This window comes from Butyrivibrio sp. AE3003 (genome assembly GCF_000686065.1).
Taxonomy (GTDB): Bacteria; Bacillota; Clostridia; order Lachnospirales; family Lachnospiraceae; genus Butyrivibrio; species Butyrivibrio hungatei_A.
This window is the reverse complement of sequence record NZ_JMLX01000001.1, coordinates 59,747-86,178: the sequence shown is the minus strand read 5'-3', so window position 1 is coordinate 86,178 and position 26,432 is coordinate 59,747. Positions and strand designations below refer to the sequence as shown.

Genomic DNA, 26,432 nt, shown 5'->3' with positions numbered 1-26,432 from the left:
AACACTCCTGATCAGTCTTTTACAATCGCGTGCTGAAGCAAGTACTGATGCCACCTTTCATAAGATGAAGCCTTCAAATGTATATCATCTGTAGATAATTCTTCCAATAAATTTCCGTTTTCATCATCCACAGCTTCATTCATATCAAGATAAAAAATATCTACGTTATTTGCCAAATGAGACAGCGCCTCATTTCTCTCATTTATTCTCTCGTTGGTAAATATCTTGTCATTGCTGCTCTTATTCTCGGTAACATGCATGATGCTCTGTATATAAATTATCGCATCGGGCTGAAGTTCCCTTATTCTGGCAATAACTTCCGCATACTTGGCAACAAACGTCTCCGTTGTACCGGTTCCAAGCTCGTTAAGACCAAGCATGATATATATCTTGCCATAAGGCTCATCCTTCTCAAGAGCCTCTTCAACAGTCATCTTCTTGCCTTCTTCATCCTTAAGGAAATCATTTTCAAGGACACTGTAAATGCTCAGAGAAACCTTGGCATAGAACATCGCCTGCTCATCAAGTCCCTCACAGTACTCCGAAAGTCCTACGGTTCTTGAATCTCCTATAAAAAGAGCATCTGCAAAATAATCGTCCGTAACTTCCTTAAACGTAATTTCTTCAGGTGAAGAATCATTTCCCGAAACATCGTTTCCTGAGATATCATTGCCTGAAACATCGGCAAGCAGTGCAGCCGCATCGCCTATATCATCTTCCTTTGCAGCCATAACGCTTTCTTTATCAAAAATCTGCCAGGGCATAACGCCGTTCGAAATACCTTTTATCATGACAACAAAAAGAGGCTGTTCCGCAGGATCGAAATCCGCAGAATAATCAGCATAGATTGAGCCCTTCGCAACAAATGTAACAGCGGATATTATTATTGAAAATACCACCACGCCCGTCACCAGCGGACAAGTCTTAAAACAATTCATTACATACACTTTCTATCAGAATGCAAAATACATAAACGGATTACCTGCCGAATTAGTCAGACTGTAAACCGAAAACCAAAACAACACAAATAAACATATCATGATCAGAGGATTCTTCCTGTGATTTTCAAAAAACTTAAACACATGCGGAATCAGAAGAACCAATCCCACAGCCAAAAGACCTCCGTATATACCAAGATTTTTTATATAATCATTGTTATTTACAGCGATACCCGCTCCAAAGAACGGGAAAAGTCTCTTAAAGTAGTTCAAGAGCATCTCTGCATTGGATATTGCAAATATAACCCATGTAAGCGGTATGAGAACAAGTACGTTAAATCTTCCCACGATTGCCTTTAATACTCCGGGAAGTTTGAATACCACGAAACGCTCACACATTATTATTACAAAAAGAATAAGTCCCCACAAAATAAAATTGAGGGTCACTCCGTGCCAGAAGCCTGTAACAAGCCATACAACAAGGAGATTCAACACAATCCTTACAGCACTCACTCTGCTTCCGCCCATAGGAATATAGATATAATCCCTAAACCATGATCCGAGCGTTGCATGCCATCTTCTGTAAAACTCGGAAACGCTTGCCGAACTGTACGGATGATCAAAGTTAACGACAAAAGGAAATCCGAGCATAACCGCAATTCCCGATGACATAAGAGAATATCCCCAGAAATCATAGAACAGCTGAAGCGAATATGTCACCGCACCAATCCAGGCAAACGGAGTCGAGATACTCTCATATCCTATTGTTCCGATTTCCTTCCAAAGCATTGCGTAATGATCTGCAAGAAGAACTTTCATCGCAAGACCTACAATAAAATACTTAAGTCCGTCTTCGATATTTGCAAATATCTCTTCTTTAGAGCTCTTTGATGCTCCGGGAATAAGTTCGAGATTATCGCTATAATCCGAATAGCGCATGATAGGTCCCGAAACCACCTGAGGAAACATGCAAAAATAAGCCGCAACGTCCTTGAAGAGCGGCTTAGAATCAATCTTACCGTTATATGAATCCGCCTGAAAAGAAATCATCTTGAAGGTATAGAAACTGATTCCGATAGGTATAAGGCTTCCGTCAACAAACTGTCCCAAAAGTTTAAATGTAACGAGCGTAGCCGCATCAAAGATCACAATCAAAGCAAGAAGGGCCTTCTTTTTCTTGCCCTCAACGCTTCTGACTGCTCTTGCGAACAGATAGTTGACAACAACCGCTCCCAAAAGAGCCGGAAACATATTCAGGTTTCCGACAGAATCGATGCTTCCGACAACATAAAAGATCAAGCTGCCCAAAAGCAGGGTCCACGTCCTGAATTTGACGGGAGTCACATAAAACAATATTAAAAACGCAGGTAAAAACCTAAAAATAAAAGTTATATTCGAAAAACTTATCATTTAACACATTTCCCAAAAATATTAATTGCCGGTGTTATCAGAGTTATCCGTAGTACCGGACCTGCCGGCACCCGCATTGTTTATCTCAGCAAGTTTTGTCTTTGAAGACGTAGCACTCTGCGATTTAGGGAAATTACTGATGATCAGATCGTACTTCTCCTTCGCCTTATCAATGTCTCCATTATCATAATAAGAGTTTGCAAGGTAATAAATTATATTTACATCATCCTTATTATATTGATAAGCCTTTGCAAATTTCTCTATAGCAACCGTGTAATCTTTTTTCTTATAAGCTTCTTTTCCGTCTTCATAGTAAATATTGGCAAGATGGGATCCTACTTTTTGCATGAGCGCACTGTAAAGTTCCTTAAACTCTGTAGAAACTTCCTTTTCGTTCTCATCAATATTTACTTTCTCAAGTGCAAGAGCAATACCGTCAATGTTGGTCGGATCTTCCATGTAGATCTTAACCGCCTTCATAAGACATGTGCTCGCAGCATCCTGATTCTTACCTACTTTCTCATTAAGATCGTCAAGCTGCTTCTTGAGCTTAGCGATCTGCTGCTCGTACTCTCCTATCTGAGCCGACTTTGAATCAGATACTTCACTTATACCGGTGATGGTTCTGTTATTGTTGGATGTAATATTTTTTATCCTCTGAGGAAGTATCAAAAAGCAAGATACCGCAATTCCAAGTACGATACCAAGAACTATTCCCCAGATTGATCCCGACTTTGTAAGCGCAGACTGCTTACGAGGCTGGATTATCATCTCGTTTCCGCTGTTATATCTGATTGTCTCATTACTTCCTGATGATGCGGCGTCGGATACAAGTTTGCCACCCTCTCCGGGAAGAAGCATGTTATCGGCTTCCTTAAGGTATCTTCTTGCCATAAGGTTTCCGGTATCAAGCTTAAGAACCTTCTGGGCTTCAACCTTAGCTCTGTCAAAATTGCCCGCTTTAAGATATAAGAGCGCCAAAAGAAGGTGTGCCTTAATAAATCCGGGATTTAAGGAAAGCACCTTCTTAAGCTGTATCACCGCAAGATCCAAGCTGTCCTGACGGCAATAATTATATGCAATATTAAACTTCTTTATAGTCTGATTGATGTCCTCAAGTTTAGCCGGACTGTTTCTGACCATATCCATATAGTCATCAGCAATATTGTCTTCGGGTCTGAAGTTCTTACTGATAACCCATTCCGAAAGTGCAGCAACAACTTCACCCATCTCATAATAAACAAGTCCCAACAGATTTCTCGCATCGATATTGTTCTTGTTCATCCTAAGGCTCTGCTGCAAAGACTCTATAGCCCCCGTTAAATCTCTGACTCCCGCTTTTTCAAGACCATCGTTATAAAAAAAGTTTGATAAGCTCTCAAGTTTTTTATATGTAGCGATAGCCATTACTTACTCCTTTTTGTACTCTCTGATTCTTGCTTAGCGTCCTTAAGAAGCTTTATGAGTACATCCGACATATCATCAAGATCCTGATTGTAGATAATGTCCTCAGCGTCTTCAATTTCCAGACTGGGCTTGAACTTTTTAAGTTCCTCTTCAAAATTTATCATTATTCTTCCTCGTTTATAGCATCTGTTTAAGTTGTCCGGCAAGGTACAAAGATCCTGCTGCAAAAACAACATCTTTTGACTTGCGAACAGTTATGACATCGGTTACCGCATCCCTTACATTGCTGTAGTACTTGATGGGAACTCCGATTATATTGTGTTGTTCCTTACTGTCTTCAAAGGCACTCTTAAGGTCCGATACAGAAACAGATCTCTCCGTTCCAAGGACAGTTACGAATATCGCGTCAAACGTTCCGCTTGTAAGCACTCTGTCAATAACGTCTTTGTACTGCTTATCCGCGACCATGCCAAACAACAGCATCTTTCTTCCTTCCGAATCAATTGCTGTTGCACATTTAATAAACGCTTCTATTCCATCTATATTGTGAGCACCGTCAACATAGACACCAGGCCTTACTTCTTCCATTCTGGCATCCCATTTGGTACTCATAAGGCCTTCTCTGATGTCAAGTTCTGATATCTCAGCGCCTTTATCGCGCAAAATTTCTGCCGAAGCAATTGCCAAAGCGGCGTTTTCCGCTTGATAAAGAGCTTCGGTAGTAACCTTTAACTCAACATAATTATCATATAAGGAATTATATGAAAAAGCAACGTATTTGTTCCCCGCTTCATCCTTCACAGTCTCCACATCCGTAATACTTTTTTCGTCTACGGACACAACTCTGGAATCCATCTCAAGGGCTTTGCTTTTGATAACTTCGCTGCATTCTTTTCTCTTGTCAAAAAATACCACAGGCACACCTTTTTTGATTATGCCTGCCTTCTCTCCCGCTATCTCGGGAAGTGTATCTCCAAGGTACTGCATATGATCGTAGCCTATCTCGGTAATAACACAAAGAAGTGGTGATTCCACGGAATTAGTTGCATCAAGCCTTCCGCCAAGCCCCGTCTCCATTACAAGATAGTCCACAGAGTAAACATCATATAAAAGCATCGATTCAAAGAATAAGAACTCGAAGTACGTCGGGAAATACTCACCGTTTTTGTACTCCATGATCCTTTTTAACAATTCGATAAAGACTTCCGAAAAGACACCGTCGGTCACCATTTTGCCGTCGATGCAAAACCTTTCGTTGATCTTCATAAGATGCGGAGATGTAAACATTCCGACTTTATATCCCGCTTTCATCAGGATATTTGACAGATAGCTGCACACGGAACCTTTTCCGTTTGTGCCTGCCACATGAATTATTTTCATGTTCTTGTCCGGATTTCCCAAAAAGGCCAGAAAATCCTTTGTATCTTCGATTGTATGTTTATCGGTAAAACCGGGAACAGTATTCAGAAACTCCTCACACTCTCTGATATCCAACTTTTCATCGTTGTCCGAGCGCCTGATAAACTCCTCCACTTTTTTCATTAATTCGTTATGCATAATCACACCACTAAGCTTATACTCGATTATCTAAGAGTACTACCCGCATCCCCCAATGCGGGTAGCATCTGTATATTTAATTACTTCGCCAGCTGTTTAAGTCTTTCTGTAATCTGGTCGTATGTCTGCTGGTACTTCTGCTGTTTCTCTTTTTCCTCTGCGATCTTATCCGCAGGAGCCTTTGCAAGGAACTTCTCATTGCTGAGCATGTTCTGTGAACGCTTAAGCTCTCCCTCAAGTTTCTTCTGTTCCTTGGTAAGACGCTCTATCTCTGCAGAGATGTCAACAAGGTCTGAGAAAGGAATATATACCGTTGCTTCCGCAAGCACTACGGAAACAGCATCATCTGCGATTCCATCCTTATCCTTCTGGCATACAGATTCTGAAGCATACGCAAGTGATTCAAAGAAAAGCTTACCTGTTGTGAAGATATCAAGCACTTCATCGCTGTCACTTACAACAAATACTTTGGCCTTTCTTGAAGGAGCAACGTTCATCTGTGTACGAACGTTACGGATTCCTCTTACGGCTTCCTTAATTGTCTCGATAGCCTTCTCATCTGATGCAAAATTCCACTCATCCTTGTATACCGGCCAATCTGAGATCATGATCGACTCTTCTTCATCCTGAAGTGTGCAGAAAATCTCTTCTGTAATGAAAGGCATGTAAGGATGAAGGAGCTTGAGCGCATTTATAAGCACTGTCTGAAGTGTCCAGAGCGCTGCCTTATGTGACTCCTTGTCATCCGAATTATAGAGACGGGGCTTAACCATCTCGATGTACCAGTCACAGAACTCATCCCAGATAAAGTCATAAACCTTCTGAACCGCGATTCCGAGCTCGAAGTGATCCATGTTATCCGTTACTTCTTTAATGGTATTGTTGAGCTTAGAAATGATCCATTTATCAACAGGCTCAAGTCCCGCAGGTGCAGGCTGATGGATAGCACTCTTTTCGCCATCCTCCATGTTCATCATGATAAATCTTGAAGCATTCCAAACCTTATTTGCAAAGTTACGGCTGTTCTCAACTCTCTCATTATAGAAACGCATGTCGTTACCGGGTGCGTTACCAGTGATAAGTGTGAGTCTGAGAGCATCGGCACCGTAGTTCTCGATAATATCAAGAGGATCGATACCGTTTCCGAGCGACTTACTCATCTTTCTTCCCTGAGAATCTCTTACAAGACCGTGGAAAAGAACTGTCTTGAACGGGAATGTTCCCATGTTCTCATAACTTGAGAAGATCATTCTGATAACCCAGAAGAAGATAATGTCATAACCTGTTACAAGTACGTCTGTAGGGAAGAAGTACTTAAGGTCTTCAGTCTCATTTGGCCATCCGAGTGTCTCAAAAGGCCAGAGAGCTGATGAGAACCATGTATCAAGAGTATCGGGATCCTGTGTGAAGTGAGTCTTGCCGCACTTAGGACATACTGTAGGAGCCTCTTTTGATACAACAACTTCTCCGCACTCGTCACAGTAGTATGCAGGGATTCTGTGTCCCCACCAGAGCTGTCTTGAGATACACCAGTCACGGATGTTATCTGTCCAGTTGAAATATGTCTTCTCCATTCTCGGAGGAATAAGCTTGATATCGCCGTCTTTTACAGCCTTAACAGCAGGCTTAATGAGCTCGTCCATCTTAACGAACCACTGTGCCTTAACCATAGGCTCAACTGTTGTGTGGCAACGATCGTGTGTTCCTACATTGTGAGAATAGTCCTCTATCTTAACAAGAAGTCCCATCTCATCAAGTTCTTTTACAATGGCTTCTCTTGCTTCATATCTGTCCATTCCCTCGAACTTGCCGCCGTTGGCATTGATAGTGGCATCGTCGTTTAATATATTGATAACTTCAAGGTTATGACGTCTTCCGACTTCGAAATCGTTAGGGTCATGAGCGGGTGTGATCTTAACTACACCTGTACCGAATTCCATATCAACATAAGAGTCCTCTACGATAGGAAGCTCTCTGTTTACTATAGGAAGAAGAACCTTCTTGCCCTTGAAGCTCTTGTATCTTTCATCATCAGGGTTAACGGCAACAGCTGTATCTCCGAGCATTGTCTCGGGACGTGTTGTTGCAAACTCGATAAACTCAGTCTTTGAAACAGTTCCGTCAACATCGATAACAGGATATTTGATGTGCCAAAGATGTCCTGCCTGCTCCTCGTATTCTACCTCTGCATCAGAAATAGATGTCTTACAGATAGGGCACCAGTTTACGATACGGCTTCCTTTATATATGTAACCCTTGTTATACATTTTAACGAAGACTTCGTTGACAGCGTCATTACAGCCATCATCCATTGTGAAGCGCTCTCTGTCCCAGTCACATGAAGAACCGAGCTTTTTGAGCTGGGAAATGATGGTTCCGCCGTACTCTTTTTTCCACTGCCATGCTCTCTCAAGGAACTTCTCTCTGCCAAGATCTCTCTTGTCGATTCCCTCTGCCTTGAGAGCATCGATGATCTTAACCTCAGTCGCAATACTCGCATGGTCGGTTCCGGGCTGCCAAAGCGCATTATATCCCTGCATTCTCTTGTAACGAATAAGGATATCCTGCATTGTATTATCAAGGGCATGTCCCATGTGGAGCTTACCTGTGATATTTGGGGGCGGAATCACGATGGTAAAAGGTGTTTTGCTTTTATCCACCTCAGCATGAAAATATTTCTTTTCCTCCCATTTGGAGTAGAGTCGACCTTCGATTCCCTTGGGATCATAGGTCTTGGCAAGTTCTTTGTTCATAGTCTTCTCCTTCTTCAAAAAATAAACGCCCTCTAACAGAATTAATCTGTTAAGGACGTTAATAACGTGGTACCACCTTAATTCACAGAAGATCATACAGACTCTTCTGCCTCATTTCGCATCATTCAATGCCACATCTTTTAACGCAGATAACGCGGGGACACTTATTGAAAACTCACTATGTTTCCTTTCTGGGTGCCCGGTTCAGAAGCTACCTTCCACACACCGCAAGTCTGTATCCTCTCAGCGCGAATTCATCGCAGATACATTCTCTTTAGACCGCAAGCTGTATGTACTCCTCTTCCTCATAACCTTTAAAATATTGTTTGAATTTTAGCTTATCAAATAGGACATAGCTTTGTCAACATTACTTGCACTTTGAATGATTCGTGTTGTATCATTCGATATGAATTTATTTGCAAAAAAAGTGTTGTTTCAGGAAACTTTGTTTCCAAAAGGAGAGTTTAGTTCTATGTTCAAAAAAAGATTACTGCCTTTACTTTTCAGCTTGGTATTCATCTCAGGTTGTACTCCGCTTCTTAATCCCGACATTGCTTCTCAGAGCATGCCGCAGGAACAGGTAAAAGAAGACATTGATAAAGTATTGGCTGATGAAGAACCTATTACAGAAGCATCCACAGAGGCTACGACAGAAGAAGCTACTGAAGGCACAAGCGAAGGATCAAGCGCTGCTGCAAGTTCCTCTGCTTCAGAAGCTCAAGACGCCGCTTCGGCTACTGCATCTTCAGCAAATGCTGTATCTCATTTTGTACAGGCACAGAATGCCGCTTCGGAGACATCTGCTTCTGCAACAAATTCTGTACCTCGCTTTGTACAGGGGCAAAATGCCGCTTCGGAAAAATCTGCTCAGAATAATGCCACATCCACACCTGCTTCTACACAGAATACTCAGGAGGCTCCCGCGCAGACAACTTCTGCAGAATCAGCTCAGCCTGCTCCCGCTCCCGTTCAGAGAAATCTCGGAACCGTCGGTAAGGCCTATGAAAAAGCTGCAAAAGATTTCAACGCTAACTACAACAATTATAAATATGACCTTATTTACTGCGACGATGACAACACACCGGAGCTTGTAATAGATACCGGAAAGAAAGTCACAATTTATACCATTACAAACAACAAGGCCCGTCTCATCGTAAGAAATCAGAATACCGCAAAATGGAAATATGGCACATCTTCTTTCTGCTATGTTCCAAGAAAATCCTTATACTTTGATAATAATAATAACTGCTTCGGATGTATTTGCGAAGACGGACATGTCGGAGACGGCTCCATGCTTGTATCTTACACCGTCAGCAACATGAACATTTATCCTAAAGTAAGCGAAGTCACTCCATCAGCAGGCGCAGACTATCCCGATCCTTCTCAGCCTGCAAGCTACAGAAACCAGAAAGACAATTCAGTATCTGCAGAACAGGCGCAAAACGAAATCCTGGCAATCTTTAACTATGATTGGCAGAAAATTCAGGGAACTATGGATTTCAATGCTCTGCTCGCAAAGCTTGAAGAGATGGGAGTATGATATAAAAAAGAATAATTTGCAGAATAAAAGCGTGAAGGAGCCATCCTAGGTTCTTTCACGCTTTATTGAAGAAATCTATAATTGATAAATAGCTTTACCAATCAACACCAGTTATTATCTCATTCTTTTTTGTTTTATAAATAGTTTTATCTTTTTCATCGTCTATTGAATATGTATGTATAACCGTCTGAGATATCTGACCGAACCAATCCTTTTTATATTTTAAATACACAAATGATTTATCATCTGGTGAAATTTTTATTGTTGGTGAAAAGTCCTTTACTGAAAGCAATTCTTTCTCCGAATTATTCCTTAAATCATATATAGAAACCATATGATCATGTCGTTCACAGATAACATAATCCCCTTCAGAAGAAATATCAAAATAATTAATATTATCTTTTATCTTTGTATCCTCTTTAGTTTCAACATTGTATGATTTCAAGCACAACGATTCAATATAATATATACACTTCTCATCCTTAGTGATTGAAAAATTAAAATTCTCGTGATATCCCTCTGTTACCAATATTACCGTTTCATTATTTGTCATTAAATCAAACTTATAAATAGCAGTTTTTTCTTCTTCACCTTCTAAAAAAACATCTGCATAATACACAGCCGTCTTATCCGCATTCACTTGAACCGTCTGTTCACCAATATATATTTTCAGCTCATTCAACTTATTAATACTATTCTTTAAAGCATCATATATAGCCAGATAATATGCACCGTTTTCGTCCTTCAAAATCCCAATATACTGTTTATTTCCAATAGATGAGTGATTTGAAAAACGTCCATGATACGCTATGTCATTTTCCCTATCGCAGAAAAAATGCTGCTCTTTTTTATCTTTCAACGTATATCCGCACCACGACATGCCATCTGTTTTCCCCTCGTCAATTCTCATACAAGAAATCACTCCGCACATTACAAATACTGATAACGCAAGTACAATTATTTTTTTCATTACTTATGTCTAATCTCCCTATTAAAAAATGCAATAACATAGTAAAAGAATTATCCACATTCGTTCGCGTACGCATCTTCTAAATCCGTCATAAAGCCATAGTACCATCCTGGGTGTTCGCCTCTTTTTATCGAATCAACTATCCTGTTATAAGTTACATTTGGCGCTGTTCCAAACCAATCAAATTTATTTGGTGCAAAATCTAAATTTGCAGCCGCCAATATTGTTTGGACACATTGATTACAATTATTGGTCAAAACATGATACGCAACCTTATCATTCTGATATTTTGCTCTTTGCTTCATTGCTTCTGCATACATTAGTTCTCCTTGCTCATTATTTATTGGAATATATACAAAATTAGTATATGGATCGTTTACATTTCCGCTTCGGTTATTATATGTATCGTGAATTATATAATTATCATTTACAAGAGTCTCATATGACATCGACTTTTGGTTGCCATTGTCATCTATTGTAGTTCCTAACCATCCACTAATCAATCCGTTAGGAGTCGGATCAACTCCACCTCCTATAGAAAACACATCACATTGTCCATCTTCTTTTACTAAAGCAATCGCAGCATGTCCCTGCCAAACTGCTCCATCGCCGCTTAACAAATATACCGCCCCAACATAATCAGATTCAGCTTTTGGAGTTCCTGCCATATTTGTAGTTCCCGCCAAACATCCCGATGAAATATTGGTATTGTTACTAGCATAAGAATTAAATCCAATCTCCTCCCATCTATTATAATTCTTTTTCTTATCATCTACCCAATTATTAAACTTCTGCGTAGTTTTTGCCGCCCAATTAGGCAAATTACCATTGCTATCAACTACACCAACCGGATTGCCCCAGCAATAGCCATAATGATTGATTGTAAACGGACTATCCTTGAATCCCTTTACTTTATCTTCAGACTGAAATCTTCCATTATCAGCACTATAGTATCTTGCCTGCGCAAACTTAAGTCCTGATACTTCATCTTCCTGATAGCCGGTGAATGCGAATGGCTGGATTATGTTGCCCTGCTTAGTGTATCCGTGTTTCTTCTGTTTTCCTGTAAACGGATCTATGTTTCTTCCAAAATCATCAAAGGCATATGAACTTACAGCCACCCCGTCTGTACCTGTCATGTACATAGGCGAGCCCAGTTCATCCTGAAGGTAATAGTAGTTGTTTCCGCTCTTTGACATTGAGATTACGTTATTATCGTAAACAAAACTCTCTGTCTCTCCATTTACTGTTCTTTCAAGAAGGTTATAGTAATCCTTTGAAAGATCGCAGAGGTACTCGATTTTCTCTTCAGGTCTTATGGATGCTACCCTGAATCCAAGTCCGTTATAATGGTTTTCAAGTTCTCCCTTGTCCTTATCAACTACCTTTGAGAGCATATTCGTAGCATCAAAAGTAAAGGTCTTCTGTAAGAGACCGTCTATAAACTCTTTTGTCTGGTTTCCACGCTTATCATAATCGTAGGTCTTAAGTATTGCCTGAGAGTTATTAAGTTCCTTAGCTTCTACAAGTCTGTCGAGGATATCGTATGTGTAAGATGTCTTTGTCTCAGTTTCTGACATACTTGTTCTATTACCGAATGCGTCGTACTCGTAGGAAGCTTTTGTTATTCCATCGTGTATTGTCTTTGTAAGACGACCGATAGCATCATAGCTATATTCATATCTTCCGGATACCTTATCAAGGCCGCGTCTGTTTCTATCTATACAGCCAATAAGACCTGCGTTATTGTATGAATAGAAATACTTATCAAGTACGCCCTGTTTATCGGTACTTGTCATACTTTCAAGATTTCCACCGGGCATGTATGTATAAGCCTGGCTTACGCCGTTAGCAAAGTTCTTGCTTACAAGTCGGCCTATCTCGTCATAAGCATAGGTTGTCTCTTCCCCGTTTCCGATTACGCTGCTGAGCTGAAGCTTATCGTCGTAATTATAAGAAACTACCCTTCCATCTGGATATGTGAGCTTTGTTCTCTCACCTGTAGCGCCATACTCATAAGATACAGTCCTGTTCTTAAAGTCTGTAACCTTTGTAAGACGTCCTAAGATATCATTCTCAAGGATTGTCTTTCCGTACCAGTCATTTATCTGACTAAGCTGATTCAGCTCATTATATGAGAATGCAACACTTCTTCCGTCAGCATATCCTACCTTTGTTACTGCGCCTGCATTGTTATACTCATATGTAGTCGCATAGTTATCCCTGTCAGTCTTTGTCTTAAGACGTCCGTACTGATCGTACTCATAAGTCTCTTTCTGACCAAGAGCATCTGTTACTTCCGTAAGCTGACCCGAAAGATCGTATGAATAGATTGTTACACGTCCGTCTTTTCCTACTGTAGGGAATACGTCCCCTGATTTTTCTTCATCACTTACAAGACCTTCTGCTCTGTGCACGCTCTTTAAGTTATCAAGGGCATCATAAGTATAGGCTGTCTCATTTCCTAGAGCATCTACAACGCTCTTAAGACGGCCTGTAGCTGTATATGTATAAAGGGTTGTGCTACATCCGTCAATTACCTTTGTAGCTCTTCCAAGTGCATCATACTCATATTCAACACATCTTTCGTCTGAGCCTGTTACTTTATTTACTCTGCTTAAGGCATCGTAACCATAGTTGATCTCATAACCATCAGCAAATTTTCTTGTCTTTACTCTTCCTGCTTCATCATATATAAGTTCCTGCTCTGTCACACCGCAGAAGCTTACTGATGTAAGTCTTTTTCCTTCTGTGTAAGTGAATCTGCGCACCCTTCCCGCTACATCAGTGATTGAATCAATAAGATCCATTTTGGTGTATTTGTAAGATACTTCATTTCCAAGTGCGTCAGTTTCCTTTGTCACTCTGTTTAAAAGATCATACTCACGCTTTGAAACGTTTCCGAGAGTATCTGTAACTTCCGTAACATTTCCAGCTTCGTCATATGTATAGCCTGTCTTATGGCCGAGAGCATCTGTCTCTTCCGTCACTCTGTTAAGGGCATCATAAACATAGCTCTTTACCCTGACATCTCCAAGATACTCAGCCGTTACATTTCCATTCTTATCATAATCATAGCCTGTTGTTCTTCCCTCGGGATCTGTGACTTTAATAAGCCTCATAAGAGGGTCATACTCATACTTTATCCGACCACCGTTTGGAAGTGTTACAAGTTCCTGTTTTCCCATTTCATTATAGGTTATTTCGGTACTTCTTCCCTCTTCGTCGGTTACCTTTGAAACCCTTCCCATGATGTTCATATCAAATGTTTTTAGTGTTCCGTCAACTTCCTTAACAGAAGTCACTTTACCCGACTTATCATATCTGTATTCCCTTGTATTTCCGAGGGCATCTGTTGTCTTTGTGATTCTGTCTGCGTTGTCATACTCGTATAATGTTGTGGCTCCGTCTGCTGTCGTGGAAGAAATAACTCTATTAAGTTCGTCATACTTATAGCTCGTCTTTACTCCGTCAGGATCTGTTATTGTAGCAACGTTTCCTCTGTCATCGTAAGTAAAGATTGGCCCTATTCCCCTATCGTCATAGACTGCTTTTATGTTTCCGTCACTGTATGCAAAAATGCTGGCATTTCCTCCGGGAAATGCAATCTCTTTTATCGTGCCGTTTTTGTTGTAAAAATATTTGTATGTATCGTCTCTTGGTCCTTTTACGGTATGAAGCTTTCCGTCTGCATTATATGTATAGTTCGTCTTGTTTCCAAGCGCATCAATAACCTGCGTTACATGCCCTCTGTTATCGTAAGATACTTTTGTCGTGTTGCCGTTCTTGTCAGTATGACTTGTTTTCTGGTTTCTACCGTTATATGTAAAACTCTCCTTACCGTCATAGTAAGCTGTCTCAATGTGTCTTCCGAAATCATCATGCGTGTAAGTAACCTTATTGCCGTTCTGCTCTGTGGCAACCGTTATCTTCTTCTCGTCGTCATACTCATAAGTCATCACGGTATTGTCAGGAAAACTCTGCTTTACTGTTCTTCCCTGCTCATCATACTCATTTGTGATAGATGTAATCCCTTTTGGATTGATTACATCCTTGATTCTTCCGTCTTCTGTGTATGTAAACTTCCTTACTGCTCCGTCAGTTCCTTTTATCTCTGTGAGCCTGTCATCATCATAGGCATAAGAAACACACCTGCCCGCCTGATCGGTAACAGATGTCATAAGAGTAACTCTTATTTTCCCAAGTTCATTGAAGATACATTTTTCAAGATACTCAAATGTCAGAGTGTTTCCGTTCTTGGTACTTATATGTGTAACACAGCGCTTGCCTCCAACGATATCGTATGTAAAAGATACATTATCGCCGTCGAAATCTCCAAGCGCTACAAGATATCCCCTGTCATCAAATCTCTCATATGTGCCGTCATCCTGAGTGATAACATAGCCGTCGGAGAGCTTTTCAAGGAGTCCTTGTTCGCCCTGCGTTTCGAAGTAAAGGTCTTTGTCATATACATCGTCAATCTTTTTATACTCGACTTTACTTCCGTCAGACTTTTCTATCTTTATTATTCCGTCTTCTTCCACAATGCGCTTTTCAAAGGTATGCTTCCAGCCTTTTCCGAGGCGTCCGCCCTTTTTGTCCATTGCATTATAGAATCTTCCAAACGAAAGAGGATATTTACCTCCAAGTTCAATGTCAACGTGTTCGTTTATGTAGTTTCCGCTGCACATATTTACAGGATCATACTTAACAATAGTGCTGAGCACGTTATTACCGAGTTTATCTACAAAACTTCCCGAACCCTGTGCTCTTTTTACGCTGTCCTCAAGGAAATCACCAAGCCTTTCGATAACGCCCATCTCAATGTTGCCGTCACCATTTACAAGTAATCCCTTGCAGCTTCTAAGATCTTCAATCTCCTGTTTTAACTTGCCTATTCTATAAGGAAAACTAACAGATGATATCTTGACCGCCTGCTGATTATCGAAGTTGATGAACCTGTTGACAATGTCAAGGATCATTCCGTCCTTTGATGCATCTCCGCACAGATTCCCGTAAGCATTCGATGCCATAAAGAAGTCGTATTCATCGCAGTTTCCGTACTTTCTTCCAAACCTGCTGTGAATGTTATCCTTTAAAACCTCCATGCTTGTTGCCCATGTTTTATAAACAGAAGCACAGCCGTGAAGTTCTATGTTAAGTCCTTCAAGAACGATCGTGCTTATCTTGGCATCATCAGCTTCATCAACCGCAGCTTTAAAGCCACTTACATAATCCGTAAGAATAGCCCTAAAATCCCTTTCGATCCTGAGTATTTCATCAAGCTTTGCCTGCTCAACTGTTCCTACAAGGAGTTTTGCCTTGTCAGCACTCTTTCCTTCCCAGTTTGCTTCCCCTGTAAAGCTGTCCTGCGCTCTCTTATGCGCTGCAGCTTTTTCTTCATATTCATCCATAGCAGAAAAAAGGTCACTTATGTAAGCATTGAATTCCGCCATGTTTATCCATTTGTTTTCCATAAGTATCAACCCTCTTCCCTATCTATTTTTGCGGCAATATCAATATCTGTTTCAACTATCTTGCCGGTACTGTTATCTAAAAGTGTTGCAGTATCAATACTTACAACATCCTTATATGTTGCTGTCAGATCTTTCTGTCTCTCAGCTATATATTTGATCATGTGGAGTGAGGCATCTTCGCCGATGAGTCCGGCTTTTGCCAAAGCAGAATCTTTAATCTCAAGAACGTTTGCAGAATCTTTTATATCTGAAATAAGCGCATCTACCGCCTGTTTCCCCAACTGTATCTTTTCACCTTTACCACTCATTGTTTACCATCCCCGCTATCCTTAATTTTGAGACTGTTCACGTTCCCGCTCACGTTCACGTCGCTCCTCTTCTTCAATTCTTTCTATCTCAGCCTCAAGCTCTGCGATCTGAGACTCGGCTTCTCTTATCATCTTATCTATGGCACTTCTAAGCCGCGTACACTCGCCCTTTGCTCCGTCCATTCTAAAAACGCAGACGTTCTTAGCCTTAACTGCGTTCTGCTCGTTAACGCCAATCCACTCGCCTGCTCTGCTTAAATCTATTCCATCAAGTGTATCTTTCTGGGTCTCAATCTGTCTGATATAGCCGTCGATAACTGTCTGTTTCTCCCTCATTGCTCTGATATCTTCTCTGATTTTTTCAATCTTTCTTCTGCAATCCCCGATTCTACTCACTATAACCTCCAATACGTTATTATCAAAATTCAAAACTAACCCATTTTTCTGTAATACCCCTCTTATGTTAAATATCACAAAGTAATACTTAACACAAAAATTATACGATTATTAGAACTTAAATGCAACAACATAAAAAACACCCCCACTAGCATTTTGGGTCAGGGCGCTAGCAGGTTTATTTCAATAGCGATATTTAACTCGATTGTTATGGGAAACACAAGTTATAATACTGAATAGCATCAGTGATATATTGACGCTTCATTAATGAAAGTCAATATTTTTTTAACTATTTGTCACTTAAACAATCGATATGAAATAGAAAAAGCCGTAGTAAAATAATAATGGCAATACACTTTCATTAACGTAATATATATTTTGGTATTATTGGCAGAAGGAGGTAATTCACATGATAACTGCAAAAGTTCATAAAACCGGAGAAAACCAGACTGTAATATTGCCTGAAAATTGCCGTTTTTCTTCTGATAAGGTAATAGTTAATAAAATAGGCGATACAGTTTTACTCATTCCACCAAATGATAAGTGGGACTCTTTTATACAAGCGATAGACATGTTCTCAGATGACTTCATGTCAGAATAACAATCAGAACCTTACTATGACCAAAACGAGACAAAGAACACTTACTCTTTGTCCCATTTTGATCCGACATTAAGATTATTTTCTGTTAGCCACTCATCTTCAACCGTGAGATATCTCACTTCTCCCGCTTCGTTCTCAAGCGTTACTGAGACCTTAGGCTTCTGTCCCGGCTGAAGTTCCTCGCAACCGTAGTCACCGTCAAATATCTGTTTTATAGTCCACATAGTTAGTCCAATCGCTTTCTAAAAATCTATTTCTCATGCTATGTCTAATCTCAGTATAGCCTTACCTCAGTCTTCCCCGACAAGATGCACTACCACGGGTTCATGTCCGACTTTGGGAAGGAACTTATTGAATATATCATCCGTCTTTATCTTCAAGCTCGATGTGCAAACACAGGGATGACATCCGATATACTCGCCCTTCTTTACATCTTCGTCGACTAGCAGCTGCACGGCATGTTCTTTATCATTCATAAGCCCCATTATGCTTACTGCACCCGGCTCTATATCAAGGAATTTAAGCATATCATCCGCGTCTGCAAAAGAGAGTCTTGCAGAGTTGATCTGCGATGAGAGTTCTTTTGTCTTAAACTTCTTATCTCCCGGCATCATGAGCAGATAATACTGAGTCTTCTGCCTATTGCAAAGAAAGAGATTTTTGCATATCAGAACTTCAAGCACTTTATCAATCTCATTGCACGCTTCCATCGTATTTGCAGGCTCATGATCTGTCCTCTTATACTCTATTCCGAGCTCATCCAAGAAGTCATATGTACGAACTTCTCTCTGAAGTCTTCCTTCTGTATTTTCAGGTCTTCCGCTAAACAATTCCATGTTGTCTCTTCCTTTCCGTTTTTTACTCATATCCACATAATATCATAATTCTTTTAACCAGTCCTTGCACCGTACATCTTCATTCCACTCTCCATGTGCGGTACAAAAGACAAATCTCGCACCGTACGTCTCCATTCTACTATCCCTGTGCGGTGCAAAAGACAAATCTCGCACCGTACGTCTTCATTCTACTATCCATATGCGGTGCAAATAGCAAACCTCACACCGTACGTCTTCATTCCACCCTCCATGTGCGGTGCAAAAGACAGATCTTGCACCGTACACCTTCATTCTACTCCTCCTGTGCGGTACAAAAGACAACTCTCGCACCGTACGTCTTCATTCTACTATCCATATGCGATGCAAATAGCAAACCTCACACCGTACCGTTTGCTCGTATCTTTCCTGTACGGTGCTCCCCAATTTTTCTCCTCTGAACGCCCCTCTTGTAGGAAATGTATCCCTTATTAATTTCCTATATTCTGCCTCAACCGGTACGTATAGGCCGTCCTGCGCTTTTCATCTGCACATCCTTGTGGAGCGTATTGGGAGACAAATAGCCCCCTCATATTTACGGAACAAAGAGCTACATCCTTGCGGAACGTATTGGGAGGCAATAGCCCCCTCACATTCACACAAAAAACAACCGAGGCCCCCCGCGGGCCCCGGCTGTTATATTAAATTCTATTTGGAATATAAAGTATTCCAAATAAGGTTATTTAACTAATTTACTTAACTATCATACCTGTCTCTCTGTCGGCAAATACTGCTACCATTACGAGGAAGACAATTCCCATGATGAGCTGCTGTGTCTTGGGCTCGATACCGAGCATTACAAGTCCTGCGATAAGGATCTTGTAGGTCATTGCGCCAAGGATGATGTTGTAGAACTTAACCTTAGCGCCGCCGTTAACGGGCATTCCGCCAAGAACAAGTGCGATCATGATCTGTGTCTCGAGCTGATTACCTGCTGTTGAAGTAACAGATCCAACCTTGATACTGTTGATGAATGCTGCAAGTCCTGTGATCATACCTGCTGCCGCGTATACGAGCATCTTGGTCTTTTCAACTCTTACACCTGCAAATCTTGCTGCAGTCTCACCTGCACCGATAGCTTTAAGTCTGTTTCCAAGTCCTGTGTACTGGAATATTGCAAAAGCAATAAGGAGGATTGCTATCGTAAATGTAAGATTTACCGCAAGTGTGTTATAAGAAGTAATGTTTGATGCTCCGTATACGGGAGTCTTTGTTGTCGCATAAGCAACAATACCTCTTATAAGGTACATGTTACAGATGGTAACGATGAATGATGTGATCTTACGCTTTACATTGAAGAATCCGTTTATAAATCCAATGATTCCGCCTGTAAGCACACCACACAAAATTGCAAGCACTATATTGTAATTTGACAAGTAGCACACAACAACCGAGCAGATTCCCAACATAGAACCCTGTGAGAAATCAAGTCCGCCCATTGTCATAACCATAAACACGCCAACGCATGAAATAAGAAGTACATATGACTGTGACAAAAGAAGCTTAAGACTTCCCATTGAATAGAGCTGACCTTTAGTAAGTACAGCAAACAGCAACACAATGAATATAAATCCGGCAAAAGGCATTATGTTTCTTATGATTGGCCGCTCCATGAAAGGTGTTTTGATTTTTTTCTCGTTTTCCATAATCGGCCTCCCTTATACCATATTCGCAATAAGATCTGTATCTTTCAGATCTTCTGAACGTTTAAACTCACCATTCTGACGACCGTCTTTCATGATAATTATACGGTCTGCCATACCAAGCAGCTCTGAGATTTCTTCAGAGATCATGATGATAGACTTACCATTTTTTTCTCATTATATCCATCATCTGATAAATATCTGCCTTAACCTTTACATCGATACCACGTGTAGGTGAATCAAGGATGATTATGTCTGAATCTTTACCAATCCATCTTGCCAAAACAACCTTCTGTTTGTTACCGCCGGAAAGAGCTGACATGAACTGATGCACGCCCTCCATCTTGGTACTCATCTGTTTAGCAAACTTCTCTGCAAATGCTTTCTCATCCTTTGCGTGAAGAATGTGATTCTTCTTGATATTTTCAAGTGAAGGAAGACAAATATTGTCCTGAATAGTGTCATTTATTACAAGAGACTCGTTATCTCTGTCCTTCGACGCATATGCGATACTGTGATCGATAGCGGTCTTTATGTCATTTATCTTAGTTCCGTCTGCAAGAGTTACACTACCTTCTCTGTCATAAGATGCTCCAAAAAGAGCTTTTCCGACTTCATGCATACCACATTCGGAAAGACCACCGATACCGATAATCTCGCCCTTATGAAGTTCGATACTAAAGTCATCGATCTCTCCGGGTACTGTGAGGTGTTCCCCTTTTAATACAACCTCATCGGAAACTCTCTCGTTATAGTCCGTACGATAGTAGTTATTACTCATCTCACGTCCTACCATGAGCTTCTTAAGATCGTCCGTATCAACTTCCGAACTCTTAACCGTTCCGATAAACACACCGTCTCTAAGAACACTGATGTTATCTGACTGTTCTATTACTTCATCAAGATCATGTGAGATAAAGATAACGCATCTTCCGTCATCACGTGTCTGCTTCATAACCTTGAAAAGCTCGATTCTTCCTTTTTCACCTAAAGCCGTTGTAGTCTCATCGACAACAAGGATCTGTGGCTTAAAGTGTGTAGCCTTAACGATCTCGATAAGCTTTCTGTCCTCAAAATTGTAATTATCTATGAGGTCTGTAGCCTTGATGTAATTAAATCCATAGGAATCAAGAAGTTCCTGTGCTTTTTTATTCATGGCGTTTGTATTCTTTACGCCAAATTTTGTAAATTCGTCTTCTTTTCCGAGAAAGATATTCTCAGCAACGGAAAGACCTGACAATGTTCCGATTTCCTGTACGATAACCGCAACTCCCTGATAGTTTCCGTCTACCTGGTTCTTGGCATTGACTTCTTTTCCGTTTAATGTAAATGTACCGCTGTCCTTATGGTAAATTCCTGTAAGACAGGATGTAAATGTTGATTTGCCGGAACCATTCTCGCCGATCAGTGCATGGATTTCTCCCTTGAAGAAATCAAGAGTGACATGATCAACGGCATGTGTGACACCAAAGTTTTTGTCGATTTTCTCGGCATGCAATAATACTTCGCTCATGTCTGCCCCCTTTATTTAACAACTGCACCCTTAACGGGTTTAATGGTCATAGTTACGATTGCAAGAAGTACGATACCTGTTACGATATTCTGTACTGTTGTAGGAGCTCCGAGAGCAACGAATCCCTCGAACAACAATTCAATGATGAACTCTCCTATTACGATAGCTACTATCGGATGTCCGTATTTCTTGAATGCAAGTCCGAAGAACGTTCCCATAAGAGGCGGGAAGTTACGGCTCATTGATGCAAGGTTTGAAGCACTTGTCATTGATGTTCCGTATGAAATTGTAAGGATTGATTCAATTCCAACAAATAAACCGCAAAGAGTAAATGCCACAACCTTATATTTATCTACGTTAACACCCATGTTCTTGGCAACAACTTCATTTGAACCGATAGCATAGGTGTATGTTCCTATCTTTGTATACTTAAGGATGAATCCACAAAGGAAGAACGCTGCAAGTGCAAGAACAAGGTTCCAGGGATAATCTCCGAATGCTCTGTAGTCAGTTGCAAGGATTGCTTCTTTTCCGTTTGTCGCATAGATGGAAAGAGCCTCATAAACAAGAGATAATCCTGCAGTTACGATAAGAGATGAAATTCTAAGTTTGATATATACAATTCCGTTGAGAAGTCCTACAAGAACTCCGCTTACTATAGGTGCGATCAAAAGACCTGCATAACCGAACTGTTTACTCATATTTACCGCAAGCACCGATGAAAGTACGATGTTTGCGCCCACACTCATATCAAAAGGTCCCATTACGCAGATAAAATAAAGTCCACAACCACCAACTGCATAATAAAGGGCTGTTTTTAAATAGGTTTGTAATTTATTAAAATCGCCGAATGTCTGAGGTGCCAACATCTTGAAGAACGCCCAGAATACAAACGCGATAAAGATCAAAAGCAAAAGCCCGAATGCCTGGCTCTGTTTAAATTTTTGAAACTTACTCATATAATCCTCCCGCAAGAGTTTTTGGTCCAGAAACTGTTTTTTTATATATGCCGTATTCTCCGGTTGCGGAAAATACGGCATATCCATGTTTTTTCCTTAAAAATATATATCTTTTATAAGCGTTTAGTTGTTTATTAAATTAGTTGCTGTGACGAGAAATAACATCGTCGATTGAAAGATTTGAAGCAGCCTTGCTGAGATCTTCGAAGCTGTATCCGGCCATCTCTACCATCTCTTCATCTGTGTAAGGATCATCATTTACAAAGTACTTCTCATAGTTTGCATAATCATCGGGTGATGATACATAAAGGTAAGGGAAGAGAATCTCATAACCAAATGTTCCTTCATCCTTTACATAGTTGCCCTTAACTGCGTTAAGTACAAGGAAGAATGCGAACAGAGGATCGCAGAAGTGTCCGCCTGACTCTGCAAACATGCCGCCTGACTTAAGCTGATCTGCAAGGTCATCAAGGAAGTCTGTCGATACAACGTCGATCTTACCTGTGAGACCTTCGTTAGCATATGCACCGATAGAACCTACAAGAGGATCTCCGCCGCCACCTGCTACGATAAGAGCGTCCATTCCGGGATTTGAATTGTAAAGTGACATAGCTGCCTTAGCACCTTCTTCTGAAGATGTGTTTGCATATACGGGCTCAGTAAGTGTAGCCTTATCATCGGGATGAGCTGTATTCCACTCTTCAACAGCCTTCTGATATCCCTTCCATCTAAGCTGGAATGTAGCATCACCAACTGTCCAAGCCTCAAGACCGATCATTCTGTCGCCCTTTTCAAGAAGGAGATTAACAAGTGTATATCCGTTTGTTACCTCATCTTCATGAACTGCACCAACATAATATTTAGAATTGCAAGCTGTCTTGTATACTTCAGGGCTGTTCTCCTCTGAAATGATACGGAAGAACTGTGCGATATATACGCCGTTTTCTGTACATGTATTGATTGCGGATGTCATCTCTGAATCAGCTGAGTTACAAATAATGATTCCCTTACATCCTGCTGCACAAAGCTGCTCAACAGAAGCTGTAACCTGCTCTGAAACGTGTCCCTGATCAACATACTGAACTTCAACGCCGTTTGCCTTTGCAGCCTTATCAACGATCTTCTTACACTGGCTTCCGAGAACGTCAGTTGAACTCCAGATTGATACACCAATCTTGATGTCGCCTGCTGCAGCGGGTGCTGCTGCGCCGTCTGCTGTTCCCCCTGAACTATCTGCAGGTGCTGCGCCACCGGCTGCCGAACCACAACCAACCAACATAGATGCAGCCATAGTTCCCGCAAGGAGCATTGCACCTAATCTTTTAATTTTCTTTTTCATAGATTTACCTCCTTTGAAAATTAAAAATATGAAATGAATATAATAATCGGTTCGTCTCAACGAATCCGACCTGGAACCTTATTTACTTTTTGAGACCTTTTACTTCAAAGCTTTTACTGGTCTCATCTCCGAAAACAACACCCGCCGAATCAGCTGCCGTTTCGTCATATGTAACGGAAACAACCACTTCATCTCCGTTAGAGAGTTCTTTATTCTTATCTATGCTTACCGAAATGGATGAAACAGCATTTATATACTTTGTGAGTTCGGTAAGATCTCCGAGTTCATCGAGCTCCTCAATCTTCTCTTTTCCTCCGACCATCTCTGTTTCCATTCCGTCGTAGTCGACATTTACAAACGCGGTGCCTTCACCGTTTTTGCCGTTAAAGTCAACAGTCACATAATCAAGAATATTTGTGATTCCGTCGGTTGTATTTATCTGTGTTTTTTTCTCCGCACCGCAACCTGCAAGTGCAAGAAGTATGCTCATCCCTGCTGTCGCAAGTACTACAGTTTTTCTAAATTTAAACACCGATTATCCCCTCCCGAAAGAAGTTATTCTTTTTTCGCTCTGTAAAAAACGAAAAGCTTTGCAAACAGAAATGAAATAATATTTCTTGTTTACAAAGCTATTCTATCAATTTAATTATTTTTTAATTAGCACAATTTAGAAAATCTAACTATCACTTTTTTGAAAAAGTGATAAATCCCGCTCCACTGCGCGTTTTAGCACTGTATAAACAATAAATACATAGACAAATCCGATGCAAGCCGTCAAAAATTGAAACACAGAAAACGTCTTCTGAAACACAGGCAATTTATTTCTCAAAGGGCTCTGCTCCGGAATAAATGCCGGAAGCAGCCACATAGAGATCGTGGCGCCCATAAACACGCCTTTTGCCAGTGAACACAGGATTGCCCTTGCCATGTTTGATATCCGAAACACATTGTTTCCGGAACCCATAAATGACTTTTTGAAAAGAAATTCCACCGCCACGGCAAGCACGATATTTCCCAGCATTATGAAAATGATTATTGCGGGAACCGCCATCATAACGGGACTCATCGCGATCATATACGCAGTAATCGGAGTGATGATGCTCAAAATAATCCCACAAGGCAGGTTGACCATAAGCACCGCAAGAACTATACACGTGTTAACGATCGGGCCTGTAATAAAAATGCTAAGATTTTTAAAAAACCTGACTTACGATACAGATTGCCAGAAGAACCGCCGTTGTCGCAATCTGCCTCGTTCCAAACTTACTTTCTTTTGTTTTTCCCATTTTCCCACCTCTGCTTTTTTCGTCTATTGCATATTCTTCTTTCTGTATTCGCTGGGACTTATACCCTCAAGTCTTCTAAACACGCGGCTGAAGTAGTTATAGTCATCATATCCGACTTCGAAAGAGATCGCTTCGAGCTTGTTCTTTTCATCTTCCATAAGCTTTTTTGCCCTATCCATACGACATCTTGTGATATAGGTCGTGATTGTCTCGTTATATTTCTGTGAGAACTTACGTGAAAGATAGCTGGGTTCGACAAAGAACTGCTCCGCAAGCCCCGACAGAGACAGATGTTCCATATAATGTGTCTCTATGTAATCCCTGATATTCTCAACCTGACTGCTTATGGAGTTATTCTCATTTGCAGACTCGCCCTGCGCTATGGAAAGAGCAAGCTCCATATTGTCAGTTATTATCTCTTTATTAAGTGAACGAAGTCCGTAGTTTATCGCATCCTGAACTTCCTCATAGGTCCGCTCATCGCTGTTCTTGTCAGAATCCGCTATTGTATTTAGCGCTCCGGTCGTAAACTGCGTAACTTCAAAAAGACTCCACTTCTGTTCGTCGCACTTATCAAGCCCCGCCGTTTCCATAAGAACGGTCTTTGCGCGTCCGATATCTCCTTTTCCTAGGCTGTCGACAAGAAGCGATTCGATACGGCTTGTATATCTGTCGTTAAAAGCCGATGCTTTCCTACTGCCCGTGCACACTACCGTGCTATGCTCACGTCCAAAAGGCCTTGTGACAAGATTTGCGATCATCTCTCTGTAAACAGCGGCGATATCATCGAGCGAAGTCGCCTTGTCATGTAGCACTATGGTAATAGGTCCCTGTTCTTCAACAGGAAATGCCTCAAGAATGCGGTCCGCGATAAAATGTAGCCTCGTCGGCGTCGCATTGAGCTCTATCACGAACTCATTTACCTTATCGGTGTAGTTGAAAACGATGGTTCTTTCATTTCCGACAATCTTGCGAAGTTTTTCTTTCAGGCTGTATGACATGCGAAGCACATCTTTTTCATAGCTCTGCTTCAAGATCTCAACATCGTGAAACTTCACAAGGATAGTAGACATTTCGGAAAAGACCTTTGTGCTCGGAACATGGAAATCTTTTCCCGGTCTGAATAGTTTGCCGTTTAAAAGAGATGAGAATTCATCATCCTCAAGAAATGATGAAACATATGTCTCTCTATTTTCTTTTGTTGATGTTTAACAAAAAAACTAGTAAATACGGCATTTGTTAAACGGTTTACGAGTTACATATATATCCCAAAGTAGGGTTATCTGGATATGAAGTGGCTTCTATGAGCCCATTTCTGATGATAAATGGTACAAAAAGAAGAACGTCATTGTTTTTTCTTTATGATGGCCTTCTTTTCTCCCTCTTCACCTACAGTAACTAACCTCTCATGTCTACCAGGATCATCGTCCTCTGACGAGTCCTAAATTCCTTCGTTCTGTTTA

The 26,432-nt window shown here is 40.8% G+C and carries 22 protein-coding genes and 1 other annotated feature; of the genes, 2 read left to right on the top strand and 20 right to left on the bottom strand.

Annotated features, from left to right (window positions below; all coding sequences use genetic code 11):
- Positions 1-11: 11 nt before the first annotated feature.
- The 6 genes from CD00_RS0100345 to CD00_RS0100320 all read right to left on the bottom strand — a co-directional run bounded on the left by CD00_RS0100345 (position 12) and on the right by CD00_RS0100320 (position 8,065).
- Complete coding sequence (locus CD00_RS0100345) at positions 12-938, bottom strand: GDSL-type esterase/lipase family protein (RefSeq protein WP_026654107.1); 927 nt, start codon at positions 936-938, stop codon at positions 12-14.
- A gap of 15 nt (positions 939-953) precedes the next feature.
- A complete protein-coding gene (locus CD00_RS0100340) occupies positions 954-2,246 on the bottom strand; it encodes an MBOAT family O-acyltransferase (protein ID WP_242827253.1) in 1,293 nt (430 codons plus the stop codon).
- 123 nt (positions 2,247-2,369) lie between these two features.
- Positions 2,370-3,755 (bottom strand): tetratricopeptide repeat protein, encoded by a 1,386-nt coding sequence (locus CD00_RS16625; protein WP_051199259.1) that lies wholly within the window; start codon positions 3,753-3,755, stop codon positions 2,370-2,372.
- The gene (locus CD00_RS19975) at positions 3,755-3,919 is read right to left on the bottom strand and encodes a hypothetical protein (RefSeq protein ID WP_034461884.1); all 165 of its coding nucleotides are present in this window, start codon (positions 3,917-3,919) and stop codon (positions 3,755-3,757) included. Before CD00_RS19975 ends, CD00_RS16625 begins: the two co-directional genes overlap by 1 nt.
- 13 nt (positions 3,920-3,932) lie before the next feature.
- Complete coding sequence (locus CD00_RS0100325; protein ID WP_196803783.1) at positions 3,933-5,297, bottom strand: bifunctional folylpolyglutamate synthase/dihydrofolate synthase; 1,365 nt, start codon at positions 5,295-5,297, stop codon at positions 3,933-3,935.
- 95 nt (positions 5,298-5,392) lie between these two features.
- Complete coding sequence (locus CD00_RS0100320; RefSeq protein WP_026654104.1) at positions 5,393-8,065, bottom strand: valine--tRNA ligase; 2,673 nt, start codon at positions 8,063-8,065, stop codon at positions 5,393-5,395.
- 48 nt (positions 8,066-8,113) lie between these two features.
- Positions 8,114-8,383, bottom strand: a binding site (T-box leader).
- Positions 8,384-8,537: 154 nt separating this feature from the next.
- Here CD00_RS0100320 and CD00_RS0100315 point away from each other — a divergent pair.
- Complete coding sequence (locus CD00_RS0100315; protein WP_026654102.1) at positions 8,538-9,605, top strand: hypothetical protein; 1,068 nt, start codon at positions 8,538-8,540, stop codon at positions 9,603-9,605.
- 94 nt (positions 9,606-9,699) lie between these two features.
- Here CD00_RS0100315 and CD00_RS0100310 read toward each other — a convergent pair whose 3' ends face one another.
- Genes CD00_RS0100310 through CD00_RS0100295 form a run of 4 tightly spaced genes read right to left on the bottom strand, consistent with a single transcriptional unit; the run spans position 9,700 to position 16,756 of the window.
- Positions 9,700-10,575, bottom strand: coding sequence for a hypothetical protein (locus tag CD00_RS0100310; protein ID WP_026654101.1), 876 nt, complete (start codon positions 10,573-10,575; stop codon positions 9,700-9,702).
- Between the two features lie 50 nt (positions 10,576-10,625).
- Entirely contained in the window at positions 10,626-16,052 is a 5,427-nt protein-coding gene (locus CD00_RS0100305) for a DUF6531 domain-containing protein (protein ID WP_026654100.1), read from the bottom strand.
- A 5-nt stretch (positions 16,053-16,057) separates the two neighbouring features.
- Positions 16,058-16,360: a hypothetical protein gene (locus CD00_RS0100300; RefSeq protein WP_026654099.1), complete on the bottom strand. Its 303-nt coding sequence runs from the start codon at positions 16,358-16,360 to the stop codon at positions 16,058-16,060.
- Between the two features lie 21 nt (positions 16,361-16,381).
- Complete coding sequence (locus CD00_RS0100295; protein ID WP_026654098.1) at positions 16,382-16,756, bottom strand: DUF5082 domain-containing protein; 375 nt, start codon at positions 16,754-16,756, stop codon at positions 16,382-16,384.
- A 409-nt stretch (positions 16,757-17,165) separates the two neighbouring features.
- Between CD00_RS0100295 and CD00_RS0100290 the strand changes: the two genes are divergently transcribed.
- Positions 17,166-17,357 (top strand): antitoxin, encoded by a 192-nt coding sequence (locus CD00_RS0100290; RefSeq protein WP_026654097.1) that lies wholly within the window; start codon positions 17,166-17,168, stop codon positions 17,355-17,357.
- A 41-nt stretch (positions 17,358-17,398) separates the two neighbouring features.
- On the opposite strand, the gene CD00_RS0100285 is transcribed toward CD00_RS0100290, so the two are convergent.
- The 10 genes from CD00_RS0100285 to CD00_RS16605 all read right to left on the bottom strand — a co-directional run bounded on the left by CD00_RS0100285 (position 17,399) and on the right by CD00_RS16605 (position 26,042).
- Positions 17,399-17,581, bottom strand: a complete 183-nt coding sequence (locus CD00_RS0100285) for a hypothetical protein (protein WP_026654096.1) — start codon at positions 17,579-17,581, stop codon at positions 17,399-17,401.
- 66 nt (positions 17,582-17,647) lie between these two features.
- The gene (locus tag CD00_RS0100280) at positions 17,648-18,193 is read right to left on the bottom strand and encodes a prolyl-tRNA synthetase associated domain-containing protein (protein WP_026654094.1); all 546 of its coding nucleotides are present in this window, start codon (positions 18,191-18,193) and stop codon (positions 17,648-17,650) included.
- Between the two features lie 728 nt (positions 18,194-18,921).
- Positions 18,922-19,875: an ABC transporter permease gene (locus tag CD00_RS0100275; protein WP_026654093.1), complete on the bottom strand. Its 954-nt coding sequence runs from the start codon at positions 19,873-19,875 to the stop codon at positions 18,922-18,924.
- A gap of 12 nt (positions 19,876-19,887) precedes the next feature.
- A complete protein-coding gene (locus CD00_RS20830; protein ID WP_255346786.1) occupies positions 19,888-20,022 on the bottom strand; it encodes a hypothetical protein in 135 nt (44 codons plus the stop codon).
- A gap of 10 nt (positions 20,023-20,032) precedes the next feature.
- The gene (locus CD00_RS16615; RefSeq protein ID WP_242838894.1) at positions 20,033-21,385 is read right to left on the bottom strand and encodes a sugar ABC transporter ATP-binding protein; all 1,353 of its coding nucleotides are present in this window, start codon (positions 21,383-21,385) and stop codon (positions 20,033-20,035) included.
- An 11-nt stretch (positions 21,386-21,396) separates the two neighbouring features.
- Positions 21,397-22,344 carry an ABC transporter permease gene (locus tag CD00_RS0100265; RefSeq protein ID WP_026654092.1) on the bottom strand — a complete coding sequence of 316 codons (948 nt, stop codon included), beginning with the start codon at positions 22,342-22,344 and terminating at the stop codon, positions 21,397-21,399.
- Between the two features lie 139 nt (positions 22,345-22,483).
- Positions 22,484-23,683, bottom strand: a complete 1,200-nt coding sequence (locus CD00_RS0100260) for a sugar ABC transporter substrate-binding protein (RefSeq protein ID WP_026654091.1) — start codon at positions 23,681-23,683, stop codon at positions 22,484-22,486.
- Between the two features lie 82 nt (positions 23,684-23,765).
- Positions 23,766-24,215 carry a hypothetical protein gene (locus CD00_RS0100255; protein WP_026654090.1) on the bottom strand — a complete coding sequence of 150 codons (450 nt, stop codon included), beginning with the start codon at positions 24,213-24,215 and terminating at the stop codon, positions 23,766-23,768.
- Between the two features lie 144 nt (positions 24,216-24,359).
- A complete protein-coding gene (locus CD00_RS20475; protein ID WP_242838893.1) occupies positions 24,360-24,704 on the bottom strand; it encodes a hypothetical protein in 345 nt (114 codons plus the stop codon).
- A gap of 288 nt (positions 24,705-24,992) precedes the next feature.
- Positions 24,993-26,042, bottom strand: a complete 1,050-nt coding sequence (locus CD00_RS16605) for a helix-turn-helix domain-containing protein (protein WP_051594022.1) — start codon at positions 26,040-26,042, stop codon at positions 24,993-24,995.
- Between the last annotated feature and the right edge of the window lie 390 nt (positions 26,043-26,432).

What these genes read in the sequence shown, in the direction of transcription:
- CD00_RS16605 (WP_051594022.1), bottom strand. Translation starts at nt 26,042, where the DNA reads ATGTCTACTATCCTTGTGAAGTTTCACGATGTTGAGATCTTGAAGCAG.
- CD00_RS19975 (WP_034461884.1), bottom strand. Translation starts at nt 3,919, where the DNA reads ATGATAAATTTTGAAGAGGAACTTAAAAAGTTCAAGCCCAGTCTGGAA.
- CD00_RS20475 (WP_242838893.1), bottom strand. Translation starts at nt 24,704, where the DNA reads ATGCTGGGAAATATCGTGCTTGCCGTGGCGGTGGAATTTCTTTTCAAA.
- CD00_RS0100345 (WP_026654107.1), bottom strand. Translation starts at nt 938, where the DNA reads ATGAATTGTTTTAAGACTTGTCCGCTGGTGACGGGCGTGGTGGTATTT.
- CD00_RS0100320 (WP_026654104.1), bottom strand. Translation starts at nt 8,065, where the DNA reads ATGAACAAAGAACTTGCCAAGACCTATGATCCCAAGGGAATCGAAGGT.
- CD00_RS0100290 (WP_026654097.1), top strand. Translation starts at nt 17,166, where the DNA reads ATGATAACTGCAAAAGTTCATAAAACCGGAGAAAACCAGACTGTAATA.
- CD00_RS0100325 (WP_196803783.1), bottom strand. Translation starts at nt 5,297, where the DNA reads ATGAAAAAAGTGGAGGAGTTTATCAGGCGCTCGGACAACGATGAAAAG.
- CD00_RS0100260 (WP_026654091.1), bottom strand. Translation starts at nt 23,683, where the DNA reads ATGAAAAAGAAAATTAAAAGATTAGGTGCAATGCTCCTTGCGGGAACT.
- CD00_RS0100315 (WP_026654102.1), top strand. Translation starts at nt 8,538, where the DNA reads ATGTTCAAAAAAAGATTACTGCCTTTACTTTTCAGCTTGGTATTCATC.
- CD00_RS16615 (WP_242838894.1), bottom strand. Translation starts at nt 21,385, where the DNA reads ATGAGCGAAGTATTATTGCATGCCGAGAAAATCGACAAAAACTTTGGT.
- CD00_RS0100300 (WP_026654099.1), bottom strand. Translation starts at nt 16,360, where the DNA reads ATGAGTGGTAAAGGTGAAAAGATACAGTTGGGGAAACAGGCGGTAGAT.
- CD00_RS16625 (WP_051199259.1), bottom strand. Translation starts at nt 3,755, where the DNA reads ATGGCTATCGCTACATATAAAAAACTTGAGAGCTTATCAAACTTTTTT.
- CD00_RS0100285 (WP_026654096.1), bottom strand. Translation starts at nt 17,581, where the DNA reads ATGTGGACTATAAAACAGATATTTGACGGTGACTACGGTTGCGAGGAA.
- CD00_RS0100310 (WP_026654101.1), bottom strand. Translation starts at nt 10,575, where the DNA reads ATGAAAAAAATAATTGTACTTGCGTTATCAGTATTTGTAATGTGCGGA.
- CD00_RS0100305 (WP_026654100.1), bottom strand. Translation starts at nt 16,052, where the DNA reads ATGGAAAACAAATGGATAAACATGGCGGAATTCAATGCTTACATAAGT.
- CD00_RS0100280 (WP_026654094.1), bottom strand. Translation starts at nt 18,193, where the DNA reads ATGGAATTGTTTAGCGGAAGACCTGAAAATACAGAAGGAAGACTTCAG.
- CD00_RS20830 (WP_255346786.1), bottom strand. Translation starts at nt 20,022, where the DNA reads ATGATCTCTGAAGAAATCTCAGAGCTGCTTGGTATGGCAGACCGTATA.
- CD00_RS0100265 (WP_026654092.1), bottom strand. Translation starts at nt 22,344, where the DNA reads ATGAGTAAGTTTCAAAAATTTAAACAGAGCCAGGCATTCGGGCTTTTG.
- CD00_RS0100275 (WP_026654093.1), bottom strand. Translation starts at nt 19,875, where the DNA reads ATGGAAAACGAGAAAAAAATCAAAACACCTTTCATGGAGCGGCCAATC.